The organism is Streptomyces rapamycinicus NRRL 5491 (assembly GCF_024298965.1).
In the GTDB taxonomy this organism is placed as follows: Bacteria; Actinomycetota; Actinomycetes; order Streptomycetales; family Streptomycetaceae; genus Streptomyces; species Streptomyces rapamycinicus.
Genome location: NZ_CP085193.1, coordinates 11,759,221 through 11,771,380, shown reverse-complemented (window position 1 = coordinate 11,771,380; position 12,160 = coordinate 11,759,221). Strand labels below are relative to the sequence as shown.

Sequence of the window (12,160 nt, the reverse complement as noted above, 5' to 3'; positions counted from 1 at the left end):
CACCCCCCACATCATGTCCACTCATCGCGCGCGCCGGTCACGGCGCCTTCCCCTGCTGGCTGTCGTGGCCGCGGCCGGTGTGGCCGCCCCTTCGGTCGCCGTCGCCAACACACCTGCCCCGGCGGACACCACCCGGCCCGCGGCCGTGCAGGCGCCCGACGACTACTACCAGGACGCGACGGGCAAGAGCGGCCCGGAGCTGAAGGCCGCGCTGCACACGATCATCAGCGAGCAGACCAAGCTGTCCTACGACGAGGTCTGGGACGCGCTGAAGTCCACGGACGAGGACCCGGACAACCCGTCGAACGTCATCCTCCTCTACTCCGGCCACTCCCAGGCCAAGGACGCCAATGGCGGCGACCCCGACGACTGGAACCGCGAGCACGTCTGGGCGAAGTCGCACGGCGACTTCGGCACATCCACCGGGCCCGGCACCGATCTGCACCATCTGCGCCCGGCCAATGTGAAGGTGAACAGCATCCGCGGCAACAAGGACTTCGACAACGGCGGCGAGGAGGTGCCCGACGCCGCGGGCAACCGCACCGACGACGACTCCTTCGAACCGCGTGACCAGGTCAAGGGCGATATCGCCCGGATGATCCTCTACATGGCCGTCCGATACGACGGGGACGACGGCTTCCCCGACCTCGAGCCCAACGACAAGGTCGACAACGGCTCCGCGCCCAACATCGGCCGTCTCTCCGTACTGAAGGAGTGGAGCGCCGAGGACCCGCCCGACGACTTCGAGAAGAACCGCAACGAGGTCATCTACGACAGCTTCCAGCACAACCGGAATCCGTTCATCGACCACCCGGAGTGGGTCGACTCCATCTGGAAGTAGTCCAGCCCCCGGCCCTGGTCCCCTGCCCCGGCACGAAGACGCGCCGAGGCAGGGGCGCCGGTCCTGTGGTAGGCAGTCCCCGTGCTTATCCTTCTGCCGCTGCCCGACCGGGACTTCGACGTCACCGAGGTGGCCGTGCCCTGGAAGTCGCTGACCGACCTCGGCCATGAGGTGGTGTTCGCCACCGAACACGGCGACGGTCCGCCCGCCGCCGATCCGCTGCTGCTCACCGGAGTGCTCTTCGGGCAACTCGGCGCGGAACCCGAGCCCAAGGAGTTCTACGAGCAGCTGACCGGCGAGACCTCCTTCCGCCATCCCGTGGCGTGGGCGGACCTCCGGCCCGAGGCGTACGACGGGCTGATCCTGCCGGGAGGCCACGCCCCCGGGATGCGCCAGTACCTCGGCTCCGGCCTCCTGCGCGAGAAGATCGCGGAGTTCTGGCGGCTGGACCGCCCGGTGGGCGCCATATGCCACGGCGTACTCGCGCTGGCCCGCACCCGCGACCCGGCCACCGGCCGCAGTGTGCTCGCCGACCGGCGCACCACCTGTCTGCCCGGCTACATGGAGCGGACCGCGTACTACCTCACGGCCTGGCGACGTGGCCGCTACTACCGCACCTACCCGGCCTACGTCGAGGACGAGGTCGTCGCCGCCCTGGACGACCCCGCCCAGTTCGAACGCGGGCCCATCGAGCTGCGGCGCCGTGGCACGGCCACCGATGACAGCCCCGCGTTCGTCGTCCAGGACGACACCTACCTCTCCGCCCGCTGGCCCGGCGACGCGTATCTCTTCGCGCGGCGCTTCGCCACCATGCTCGCCTGACCGGGCTCGCCTGACCGGCGCGCCCGTCAGGACGGGCGCTGCGTGGCCAGTCGGAGAAGGGTGGTGGCGAGGACGTTGACGCCGTGGGCGCACGCTTCGGGGGTGGAGTACTCGCGGGGGTTGTGGCTGATGCCGTCGTACTCACCACGTACGAAGACCATGGCAGTGGGGCAGAGCGCGGCGATCTCCTGGGCGTCGTGTCCGGCGCCGGAGAGCAGGGAGATGTGTTCCAGGCCGTGGTCGTCGGCGGCCTGCGCGATGACCTTCTGGAGGCGCTCGTCGAAGGGGATGTACGCGGTCTTGGCCATGCGCCGGGTGGCGAGCGTGAGCCCCGGCGTGCCGTCCTCCAGGGTGCGCAGGAAGGCCGTGAGGTCCTCCTCGGCGCGGGCCATCCGGGCATCGTCGGGGTTGCGCAGGTCGACGGTGAGCTCGGCGCGCGCCGGGACGATGTTGGTCAGGTCCGGGTGGACGGCCAAGTGGCCGACGGTGGCGCGCAGTTCGCCGTAGGCGCCGGAGTCGACCATGGACCGCAGGTGGACGCCGATCCGGGCGGCGGCGAGGCCGGCGTCGGCGCGCAGATGGGTCGGGGTGGTACCGGCGTGGGCGGCGCGGCCGTGGATGGTGATCTCCTGCCAGGAGATGCCCTGAACGCCGGTGACGACACCGACCTGGACATCGTTCTCGGCGAGCACGGGGCCCTGTTCGATGTGGCACTCGACGTAGGCGTACGGCGGGTCGAGATGTACATCGGCGGGGCCGTGGAATCCGGTGCGGATCAGCTCGCCGCCGAGGGTGCGGCCGTCGCGATCGGTCAGGGCGTGGGCGTACTCCGGTGAGAGGCGCCCGGCGGCGACCGCGCTGCCGAGCATGTCGGTGCCGAAGCGGACGCCTTCTTCCTCCGTGAAGACACCGATCTCGACGGGGCGGCGGGTGCTGATGCCCCGCTCGTCGAGGATCCGCACGACTTCGATACCGCCCAGGACACCGAGACAGCCGTCGAAGGCACCGGCGGTGGCCACGCTGTCGATATGCGACCCGGTCAGCACGGGAGCCGCCGTGGGGTCGGTGCCTTCGCGGCGGCCGTAGATGTTGCCCATCCGGTCGATCCGGACCCTCAGTCCGGCCTGCTCCATCCATGCGATGACCTGACGCCGCCCGGCGGCGTCGGCGTCGGTGAGGGCCAGCCGGTCCACCCCGCGCAGACCGGTGCGCTCGTCGTCGTACGCGCCGATCTCGGCGAGGTCCATCAGCGACTGCCAGAGCCGGTGGCCGTTGACGGTGATCGTGTCGGGGGTGGGGCCGGTCATGTTCGTTCTCCCATGGCTGGTCGGACGCGGATGGGTCGTCAATTGTCCGCGGTGGTGGTGGCGGGGTTGGCGGTGCTGCCCTCCGTGCTCAGCAGCACCACGGTGGAGGCGGGGCCGAGACCCAGTGCGGCGCGGCGCTCGTCGGCGCCGTCGCCGGTGAGCGCGGCGCGCGGTCCGGCGAGCGAGGAGGCGCCGCAGGGGCCGCTGGAGATGCCGAGCCGGGCGAGGTCACCCGCCGCGCGGGCGCTCGCGGCATCGGGGATGGCGATGGCCGCGTCGAGCCCGTCGCGCAGCTGGGGCCAGGCGATGCTGGAGGGAGTGCCGCAGTTCAGTCCGGCCATGATGGTCTCGCCGGTGGTGACGCTGACCGGTTCGCCACGCATGAGGCTTTCGAGGACACACGGGGCGGCCGTGGGTTCCACCGACAGCAGCGCCGGGGGCGGTCCGGCCGGGCGGCCGCGGTAGTGGGTGACGACGGCGTGGGCCAGCGAACCGACGCCCACCGGGATGGCGATGAGGCCGGGCGTCCCCGCTCCGGCGGCCGCGAGTTGTTCGTCGATTTCGGCGCAGAGCGTGGAGTAGCCCTCGACGATCCAGCCCGGGATCCGTTCATAGCCGGGCCAGGCGGTGTCCTGGACCAGGAGCCCGCCCGGTGCGGCGGACGCCTCGGCCGCCCGGCGCACGGCCTCGTCGTACGCGCCCGCGACCTGGGAGACCTCCGCCCCCTCCGCGGCGATGGCCGTCACGGCCGCCCGATGGACACCTCGCGGAACGAAGATCCGGGCGCGGTGGCCGAGCAGCCGTGCCGTCCGGGCCACGGCGCGGCCATGATTGCCGTCGGTGGCACTCACCAGGGTGACGGGCACGGTGGCATCGCCCCGCGCGGCCCGCGCGGCGAGGGCGCGGTGCACGGCCCAGGACGCGCCCAGGGCCTTGAAGGCGGGCAGACCCAGTCGGCACGACTCGTCCTTGACGAAGACCCGCCCGACACCCAATTCGGCTGCCATTGGCGGGAGTTCGGTCAGCGGGGTGGGGGCGTAGCCGGGCAGGGCGGTGTGGAAATCCCGTACCCCGGTGGGGGCGGGCGGACAGGTCCAGGCCCGGGCGGCGGGGCGGGCGAACCACGGTGGCTCGGCGGTGGAGGAAACGTATGCGGACACGTAGCCAGCGTGCGGCCGACGCCTCCCATCGGTCCAGCGAATGTTTCCCATCTATATTCATCGGGAGAACTGACGAATGGCGAGCCCTTCACAGCGAGGAGAGCGGGACCCCCGTGTTCGATCTGCACCGACTGCGGCTGCTGCGCGAGCTCAAGCACCGCGGCACCCTCGCGGCCGTCGCCGCCGCCCTCTCCTACAGCCCCTCGTCCGTCTCCCAGCAGCTGTCCCAGCTGGAGGCGGAGGTCGGTGTCCGGCTGCTGGAGCCGGTGGGACGGCGGGTGCGGCTCACCGAGCAGGCGGAGATCCTCGTCGCCCATACCGAGGCGGTGCTGGAGCGCTTGGAGCACGCCGAGGCGGACATCGCCACCTCCCTCACCGATCTGACCGGCACCCTGCGCATCGCCTCGTTCCAGACGGCCACCCTCGCCCTGGCGCCCGGCATGCTGAGCCTGCTGCGCGACCGTCATCCCGGCCTTCGGGTGCACGTCACACAGATGCCACCGGAAACGGCCCTCCCCGCGCTTCAGGCCCGCGATTTCGACCTTGTCGTCGCCGAGGAGTACCCGGGCAATCCCAACCCCCGGCCGCCCGGTCTCGAGCAGGAGGATCTGCTCGACGACCCCCTCCACCTCGCGCTGCCGCCCGTACCGGCCGGTGAGCGGAGCGGCACCGGGCCCGATCCCCAGGGCGGCCCCACCGCGTCGTTGCGCTCGCTCGCCGGTCATCCCTGGGCCATGGAGCCCGAGGGCACGGCCGCCCGCCACTGGGCCATGACCCTGTGCCGGAACGCCGGTTTCGAGCCCGATGTGCGGTTCGAGACCACGGACCTCCTGATCCATCTCCGCCTCGTCGAGCAGGGCCACGCCGCCGCCCTGCTCCCCAGCCTCGTATGGAACGGAGCGCCCCCGACCGTCGCCGTGCGACAGCTCCCGCGGGGCCGGCGCGCCCGCCGTGTCTTCACCGCGGTACGCCGGGGCCGCAGCCGCCACCCGGCGATCGCGGCCTGTCGCCACGCGCTGCGGCAGGCGGCCACGGACGTGGCCACCCCGGCCGGCGTCTGAAACCAGAGCATGGCCGGCCCCGACCGCGAAGGCATCGTCGGCCCCGACCGCGGACGGCCGGGGCCGACGATGAGTACGCTCAGGCTCAATCGTCCTTAGTCGTCAACGCACTTGGGGTACTTCGAGCCACGGTTGCAGTCGTGGTAGTCGTACTTGCTGACCCGGAACTTCTTCCCCTCGCCGCCCTTGGCCGGATCGACGACCAGGTAGAACTTCTTCCCGTCCTTGACCTTGTCGCTGACTGTCCCATCAGGGCCCCGGTCAAAGTCCTGCGCGCACCCGGCGAGTGTGAGGGCTGAACATGCCAGGAGGGCAAGGGCAAGGCGACGCATGTCGTGCTCCGATCAACGTGAGGATTGCGAGACAGTCTAGGGGGCACCGGATCATGGCCCGGCCAGGGGTGGCATTCGCCCATCCGCGGGAAAACGCCTGATGGACGGCGGCGGGAAAAGAGGAGAAAAACGCCCGGCAAAGGCCGTCCGGGGTGCCCTACAGTGGTGTCCGGGCCGTGACTGGCGCTGAGGTGGAGCACCACCGGGGAGCGGCCTGACGATCGGGTCGGTGCCGTGCGCCTGGGCGAGTAGTCGGTAACGCCTGGGAGGCGACCTTGTCCTCGACACAGACGGCCCAGCTCATGGATGGCGCCGGTCTTGCCCGGCGCATCGTGGCGGAAGCGGCGGGCCACGCCTCGGACATCGCCCGACGCACGGGAGCCACCCCCTGTCTGGCAACGGTGCTGGTGGGCGAGGATCCCGCCTCGGCCACGTATGTCCGTATGAAGCGCGCCCGCTGCGCCAAGGCGGGGATCGCGTCACGGTTCGTCGCGTTGCCTGCCGCCACGACGACCTCGGAGTTGGTCGACACCCTCGGCTCTCTGTCCCAGGACCCCGAAGTGCACGGCATCCTGCTGCAGCATCCCGTCGGGGCTCATATCGATGAGCGGGCGGCGTTCGAGGCCATCGCTCCCGAGAAGGACGTCGACGGCGTCACCATGAACTCCTTCGGGGCCATGAGCTTCGGGTTGCCGGGGTTCGCGTCGTGCACTCCGGGAGGGATCATGCGCCTCCTGGACGAGTACCGCGTCGAGCTCGCGGGGCGGCGCGCCGTGGTGGTGGGCCGTAGCCCGATCCTGGGCAAGCCCGTTGGAATGCTCCTGCTGGCCCGGGACGCCACGGTGACGTACTGCCACTCCAGGACCGCCGACCTGGGCGCGGTGCTCCGGGAAGCCGATGTCGTCGTGGCGGCGGTGGGCCGGCCCCGGCCCATCCACGGCGAGGACATCAAGCCGGGCGCCGTGGTGATCGATGCCGGATACAACCCCGGCAATATCGGCGATGTCGACTTCGACTCCGCGCGTGAGCGCGCCCGGCTGATCACTCCGGTGCCGGGCGGGGTGGGGCCCATGACCATCGCCGTCCTGCTGGCACAGACCGTGGACGCCGCCCGGCGGCAGACGGGGCTGACCGGCGTACGGGTGGATTGCTGAGCGGTCGGCTAGGGACGGATGTAGGGCCGGGTGATGATCTCCATGTTGTGGCCGCCGGGATCGTCGAAGTACGCGCCACGGCCACCGAAGAGACGGTTGATCCGGCCGGGATCGGTGTGGTTGGGGTCGGCGTAGTAGGTGACGCCGACCGCTTCCAGACGGGCGATCATCGCGTCGAACCGCTCATCGGGCACGAGGAACGCGTAGTGCTGCGGCTGTATCGGCCCGTCGCGCTTCTCGTAGTAGTCGAGCGTCACGCCGTTGCCGAGATCGACGGGCAGAAACGGGCCGAACGGCGCTCCGACCTCCACCCCCAGAATCGCGGCGATGAACTCGGCGGACAACTGCCGGTCGTGGGCGTAGACGGCGGTGTGATTCAGCTGGACGGCGGTGGCCGGGGACTCGGAGTCGTGCTGGGGCTGGGCGTGGTGGGGCATCTGTGGTGGTGTCTCCGCATCGTGGAATCCGCTGGAACAGGCGCCACATCCGGGCGCCAGGAGGAAGGACACGGAGAAAGGGGCGGGCCTCTGGCCCGCCTCGGGCTCACGCCGAGGCCGGGCGCCTCACTCGTGCGTGGCCCATGGCCGACCCGGCAGTCACGTCGCCGAACTTACCATCGGCGGTCCGGCTCCGTACAACCGCCGTCGAATGCGCTGGAGTCGAGTGCACTGGAGCCGAGTGCACTGGAGCTGCCCCGGCCGGGTCCGGCCGAAGTACCCCTTGCTCGACGACCCCGCGGGTTCGGCCAGGCTCGCGGAGGACGCCCGGCGGCGCCTCGCGCACGGCGACCCGGCCGAGGCGCTGGCGCTGGGCCGCGATCTGCACTGGGCGTCGGCCGGTGACCCCGTCAGGGAGTCGCTGGCGAACGAGCTGCCGGTCGGCGCCTACCAGGCGCTGGGCCGCCCCTCCCTCGCGGGGATCGCCCAGGCTCATCACGACCATCGCGACCTGCGCGACGTCATCGCCCTCGGCTCCCGCCAGGGGATGTCCGACGGATCGTGACGCCTGCGGCGGGCCGCTCCCCTCCCCGCCCCTTCCCACAACTGGGGCTCCGCCCCAGACCCCGGGTCCAGGGGCGAAGCCCTCGCCACGCGGCGGACACCCCGCAGCACCGGACCGGGCACGCCCCTCCCCCACGGCTGCACGGTTGCCCCGCCCCCGCCCCCGCCCCCGCCCCGGCCCCTGCCGCGGCCGCCGCACCACTGGAGCGCTGGAGCGGGAGCGCCATGTCCGTTTTCCGCCAGCACGCCTCCCTCCCAGGGCGCACAGTGGAGGTGTGATGAGCGACGACAGCAGGTACGAGGCGGTGTGCAGCCGCGACGCGCGATTCGACGGCGAGTTCTTCTTCGGCGTCGCCACGACCGGGATCTACTGCCGGCCGAGCTGCCCCGCCACCACGCCCCGGCGCAAGAACGTCCGGTTCTTCCCGACCTCAGCCGCCGCGCAAGGCGCGGGGTTCCGGGCCTGCCGCCGCTGCCGTCCGGACGCCGTGCCCGGCTCCGCCGACTGGAACGCGCGCGCCGACGCCGTCGGCCGCGCCATGCGGATGATCGGGGACGGGGTGGTGGACCGGGAGGGGGTGTCCGGGCTCGCCTCGCGGCTCGGGTACAGCGCCCGGCAGGTGCAGCGGCAGCTGACGGCCGAGCTCGGCGCCGGGCCGGTGGCGCTCGCCCGCGCCCAGCGCGCCCACACCGCGCGGATCCTGCTGCAGACCACCGCGCTGCGGGCCTCGGAGATCGCGTTCGCGGCCGGGTTCTCCAGCGTCCGGCAGTTCAACGACACGCTGCGCGAGATCTACGCCGCCACCCCCACCGAACTGCGCGCCGCCCGGCCGGAGAAGTCCTCCCTGCCCGGGCCCGCGGGGGCGCCCGGCGGGGTCCTGGGGACCAACGGCGGCACCAACGGCGGAACGGCCGGGGTGCCGCTGCGGCTCGCCTACCGCGGTCCGTACGACACCACGCAGGTCTTCGACTATCTCGCCCGACGTGCCCTCACCGGCCTGGAGGAGATGGTGGGCGCGCCGGGCGCCCGGACCTACCGCCGCACCCTGCGGCTGCCGCACGCCTGCGCCGTCGTCGAGGTCGACGAGCGGCCCGGTGACGGCTGGCTGGAGTGCCGGCTGCGCCTGGCCGAGCTGCGCGATCTGACCACCGCCATCCAGCGGATCCGGCGCCTGTTCGACCTGGACGCCGATCCGTACGCGGTCGCCGAGCGCCTCGGCGCCGATGCCGCGCTCGCGCCCCTGGTGGCCGCGCGGCCGGGACTGCGTTCGCCGGGCACCACCGACCCGCATGAGCTCGCCCTTCGCGCCGTGCTCGGCCAGCAGGTCTCGGTGGCCGCCGGGCGGGTGCTGGGCGATGGGCTGATCGCCGCGTACGGCAAGCCCCTGGAGCGGCCCGACGGCGGGCTCACCCATCTCTTCCCGCGCGCGGAGGACCTCGCCGAGGCGCCGCTGGCCGAGCTCGGCATGCCGGAGAGCCGCCGCGGCACGCTGCGCACGCTCGCCGCGGCGCTCGCGGACGGCACCGTGCGGCTGGACGCGGGCGCCGACCGCGACCGGACCGAGAAGGAGTTGCTGGGGCTGCGCGGCATGGGCCCCTGGACGTCCGGTTACATCAGGATGCGAGCGCTGAGCGACCCCGATGTACTGCTGGAGTCGGATGTCGCCGTACGGGCCGGGGCCCGCGGCACCGGGGCCCATCTGGAGGACTCCGAGGGCTGGCGCCCCTGGCGCTCGTACGCCATGCACCACCTCTGGAACGCCCCGCGGCCCCGGCCCGCGTGACCCCGCCGGGAGACACCCGCCGAGGGAGACACACCACCGAGGGACACCCGCTGGGAGACACCCGCCGAGCGGCACCGCGTCCGCCAGCTCATCGCCGGGAGGGGTGTGCCACTCTGCGCGCCGGGCAATCCGCCGCCGGGAGGGGTGAGCGGTCGGCGGTCGGCGGTCGCCGAGGAGGTGCACGGGCTCAACCGGCGGCCGCCGGGGAGGTGAACGGGGTCAACGGGCCGCCAGGTCGCGCACCGTGCGCAGCCCGGCGGTGACATCGGCGATGGTCGCGCAGTCGCCCACCGCCGCCCCCACGGGCAGGACGAGGTCCGTCGGGGGCCGGCGAGTGGCGACGGCGTCGGCCAGGTCGGACAGCGCGGCCCGCAGCCGGGCCGCCAGGGCGGGATCGGGCTGTGGGGCGCCCTGGTCGAGCCGTACGCCGCAGGCCGTGACCGCGTCCACGATCTTCTCCAGGGCCAGCACCACCGGCGCCCAGGCCGCCAGGTCACGGCCGAACGGCGGGTGTTCGGCACCGGCCACCTCCACCGCGCGGCGGGCGTCGGCGAGCGCGCGGTAGGCCTCGCGGCGCAGCCGCAGCCGGGTGGCGTACGGCGCCTCGGCGGTGAGCACCCGGTCGAGGTGGTCGCGGGTGGCGCGGACCGCGAGCGACAGCCGCACCGACACCTGGGCGCGCGGGCCGCCGAGCCCGGGCAGCGCCCCGGCGGCCAGCACCACACCGCAGGCCAGCAGCGTGTCGGTGAGCCGGGTGAACCCGGGGTCGGTGTCGCCGCCGAGGTAGACCAGGGAGAGCAGCAGCGGGGTGAGCACGGCGGTCTGCAGGGCGAAGTGGCGTACGGAGACGGGGATCAGCGCGGAGCAGACCGCCGCGACGGCGACCGGCCAGATGCCGGGGTCGTCCGCGCCGGGGGAGAACAGCGTGGCGAGGGCGCCGAAGACGGCCACGCCCACGGCGGTGCCGAGGGCGCGGGAGAGGGCCCGCGAGACGAGTGGGCCCATGTCGGGCTTGACCAGGAAGGCGGCCGTGGCGGGGAGCCAGTACCAGTGCGCGCCCGGCAGTTGCTGGGCGAGGGCGGTGCTGACGCCCACGCACAGGGCCACCCGGGCGGCGTACTCCCGGCCCGCCGGGCCGAGCGCACGGCGCAGCCGCTGCCGGTGGCCGGGGACCACCGCGCCGACGGGCGGCGCCGGTTCGCCGTCGAAGACCCGGGCGGCGAGCAGCACGGCCCGGTGCATGGCCACGTTGCCCTCGGTGTCGGGCACCGGGGCGGGCAGCCGGCCCGGTGGCAGTCCGGTCCGTACCGAGCGGGCCAGTTGGGCCGGGGTGCGCGCGATGCGCTCGGGTACGGGTTCGTCCTCCCACAGGAGGGTCAGGATGCCCTCGCTGAGCGCCCCGGCCACCGCCAGCCGGTCGCGCGACCGCCGTTCCTCCTCGTCGACGCGGTGCAGGGGGAGCCGATGGGCGTAGAGGGCCTCGTACGCCGAGTCGTAGGCGGCGGTCAGCTCGCGCCGGGCGGCCTGGCCGTCGTCGGTGCCGACCGCGGTCATCAGGTCGGCCAGGGCGTCGTACACGGCGGCCACCGCCTCCCGTTCGCCGGAGGGCGCGGCCTGGCGTGAGGGGATGACGCGTGGCAGCAGCGCGGCCATGGCGATCACCCATGCGGCGCCGATGAGCAGCAGGCCCGCCCGGGCAGGCGGGGCCACCGGGAGGGGCATGCCCGCGCCGACCACGGCGAGCACCATCAGCTGCACCCCGGCGGAGGAGCAGACCGGGCCGATGGCGCTCATCGCACCGGAGACCAGGCCGACGGCGGCGAGGGCGAGCGCGATCCACATCCCGAGGCCGAGCGTGCCCAGCCAGGCCCCGGTCAGCAGCCCGACGGCCCCGGCGAGGGCGGGCAGGCCGATGCGCACGACGCGGGTGGCGCGGGTGGCGGGGCGGTCGTTGATATGGGCGAACATCGCCCCCAGCCCGGCGAGCATCCCGAACGGGGTGTGTCCCGACGCCACGCCGACGGCCACCACCGGTCCCACGCCGAGGGCTCCGCGGACCACCGCCGACCAGGGCACGGGGCCCCGCAGCGCCCGCACCCCGCGCAGGGGGTGCGTCAGCCAGTCGGGCGGTGTGCGGAGCGCGCGCAAGGATCCTCCGTGCGGTGGAAATCGTGGGGCTCTTCGAACCGTACGTGAGCAATGCGGAACTTTCGTAACCTGCGTATTTCCGCCATGTGAGCCGCTGATGCCCCATCCCGCGCGAAAGCGGCCCCCGGCCCGTGGACCCGGGTGTGACCTGGTCTTTTGCACAGTCTTCCGGGACCGGCCGGTCGGCCTGTTCGGGGCGCACATGCCAGGCTCATATGTCTCGCTCCGTGGCCAGCTTCTTGCGGAGCGTGTTGTGCTGGGTACGCGGGGGAACTAGCCTCCCTTCCGCCCGTTACCGAACATTCGTCTGGTAACCGCCTTCCGTTGATCCCCAGCGCCGGAGAACGCCATGCAGGTGACCTTGCATCAGGACAAATGCGTCGCCTCGGGGCAGTGCGTCCTCGCCGCCCAGGACGTGTTCGACCAGCGGGACGAGGACGGTGTCGCCGTACTCCTCGACGACCGCCCGCCGGCGGAGCTGCACGACGACGTCCGTCACGCGGCCGCCGTCTGCCCCGCCCTGGCGATCGCCCTGGCCGACCAGTGAGCG

General features: G+C 73.0%; 12 protein-coding genes and 1 riboswitch. Of the genes, 7 read left to right on the top strand and 5 right to left on the bottom strand.

Translation table 11 applies throughout. The annotated features are described in order from the left end of the window. Positions 1-13: 13 nt before the first annotated feature. Together LIV37_RS48330 and LIV37_RS48325 are read left to right on the top strand one after the other, a co-directional pair. Positions 14-841, top strand: a complete 828-nt coding sequence (locus LIV37_RS48330; protein ID WP_020874391.1) for an endonuclease I family protein — start codon at positions 14-16, stop codon at positions 839-841. Positions 842-922: 81 nt separating this feature from the next. Further along, a complete protein-coding gene (locus LIV37_RS48325) occupies positions 923-1,663 on the top strand; it encodes a type 1 glutamine amidotransferase domain-containing protein (protein WP_020874390.1) in 741 nt (246 codons plus the stop codon). A gap of 26 nt (positions 1,664-1,689) precedes the next feature. Here LIV37_RS48325 and LIV37_RS48320 read toward each other — a convergent pair whose 3' ends face one another. Next, complete coding sequence (locus tag LIV37_RS48320; protein ID WP_020874389.1) at positions 1,690-2,970, bottom strand: Zn-dependent hydrolase; 1,281 nt, start codon at positions 2,968-2,970, stop codon at positions 1,690-1,692. 38 nt (positions 2,971-3,008) lie between these two features. After that, positions 3,009-4,130 carry a diaminopropionate ammonia-lyase gene (locus LIV37_RS48315; protein WP_020874388.1) on the bottom strand — a complete coding sequence of 374 codons (1,122 nt, stop codon included), beginning with the start codon at positions 4,128-4,130 and terminating at the stop codon, positions 3,009-3,011. A 113-nt stretch (positions 4,131-4,243) separates the two neighbouring features. Here LIV37_RS48315 and LIV37_RS48310 point away from each other — a divergent pair, with 113 nt between their 5' ends. Beyond that, positions 4,244-5,191 carry a LysR family transcriptional regulator gene (locus LIV37_RS48310; RefSeq protein WP_020874387.1) on the top strand — a complete coding sequence of 316 codons (948 nt, stop codon included), beginning with the start codon at positions 4,244-4,246 and terminating at the stop codon, positions 5,189-5,191. 95 nt (positions 5,192-5,286) lie between these two features. On the opposite strand, the gene LIV37_RS48305 is transcribed toward LIV37_RS48310, so the two are convergent. Next, entirely contained in the window at positions 5,287-5,523 is a 237-nt protein-coding gene (locus LIV37_RS48305) for a hypothetical protein (protein WP_020874386.1), read from the bottom strand. A gap of 166 nt (positions 5,524-5,689) precedes the next feature. Then, a riboswitch (ZMP/ZTP riboswitch) is annotated at positions 5,690-5,776 on the top strand. A gap of 22 nt (positions 5,777-5,798) precedes the next feature. Between LIV37_RS48305 and LIV37_RS48300 the strand changes: the two genes are divergently transcribed. Next, positions 5,799-6,677, top strand: coding sequence for a bifunctional 5,10-methylenetetrahydrofolate dehydrogenase/5,10-methenyltetrahydrofolate cyclohydrolase (locus LIV37_RS48300; RefSeq protein ID WP_274596708.1), 879 nt, complete (start codon positions 5,799-5,801; stop codon positions 6,675-6,677). 8 nt (positions 6,678-6,685) lie between these two features. Here the strand turns inward: LIV37_RS48300 and LIV37_RS48295 are convergent, their stop codons facing one another. After that, complete coding sequence (locus LIV37_RS48295; protein WP_020874384.1) at positions 6,686-7,114, bottom strand: VOC family protein; 429 nt, start codon at positions 7,112-7,114, stop codon at positions 6,686-6,688. A 226-nt stretch (positions 7,115-7,340) separates the two neighbouring features. Here LIV37_RS48295 and LIV37_RS48290 point away from each other — a divergent pair, with 226 nt between their 5' ends. Both LIV37_RS48290 and LIV37_RS48285 read left to right on the top strand, forming a co-directional pair. Continuing rightward, positions 7,341-7,679: a hypothetical protein gene (locus LIV37_RS48290; protein ID WP_148717920.1), complete on the top strand. Its 339-nt coding sequence runs from the start codon at positions 7,341-7,343 to the stop codon at positions 7,677-7,679. A 277-nt stretch (positions 7,680-7,956) separates the two neighbouring features. Then, positions 7,957-9,462 carry an AlkA N-terminal domain-containing protein gene (locus tag LIV37_RS48285; protein WP_020874382.1) on the top strand — a complete coding sequence of 502 codons (1,506 nt, stop codon included), beginning with the start codon at positions 7,957-7,959 and terminating at the stop codon, positions 9,460-9,462. 219 nt (positions 9,463-9,681) lie between these two features. Here the strand turns inward: LIV37_RS48285 and LIV37_RS48280 are convergent, their stop codons facing one another. After that, positions 9,682-11,610 carry an FUSC family protein gene (locus LIV37_RS48280; RefSeq protein ID WP_020874381.1) on the bottom strand — a complete coding sequence of 643 codons (1,929 nt, stop codon included), beginning with the start codon at positions 11,608-11,610 and terminating at the stop codon, positions 9,682-9,684. A 349-nt stretch (positions 11,611-11,959) separates the two neighbouring features. On the opposite strand from LIV37_RS48280, the gene LIV37_RS48275 reads away from it, so the two are divergent. After that, positions 11,960-12,157 (top strand): ferredoxin, encoded by a 198-nt coding sequence (locus tag LIV37_RS48275; protein WP_020874380.1) that lies wholly within the window; start codon positions 11,960-11,962, stop codon positions 12,155-12,157. Positions 12,158-12,160 lie beyond the last annotated feature (3 nt).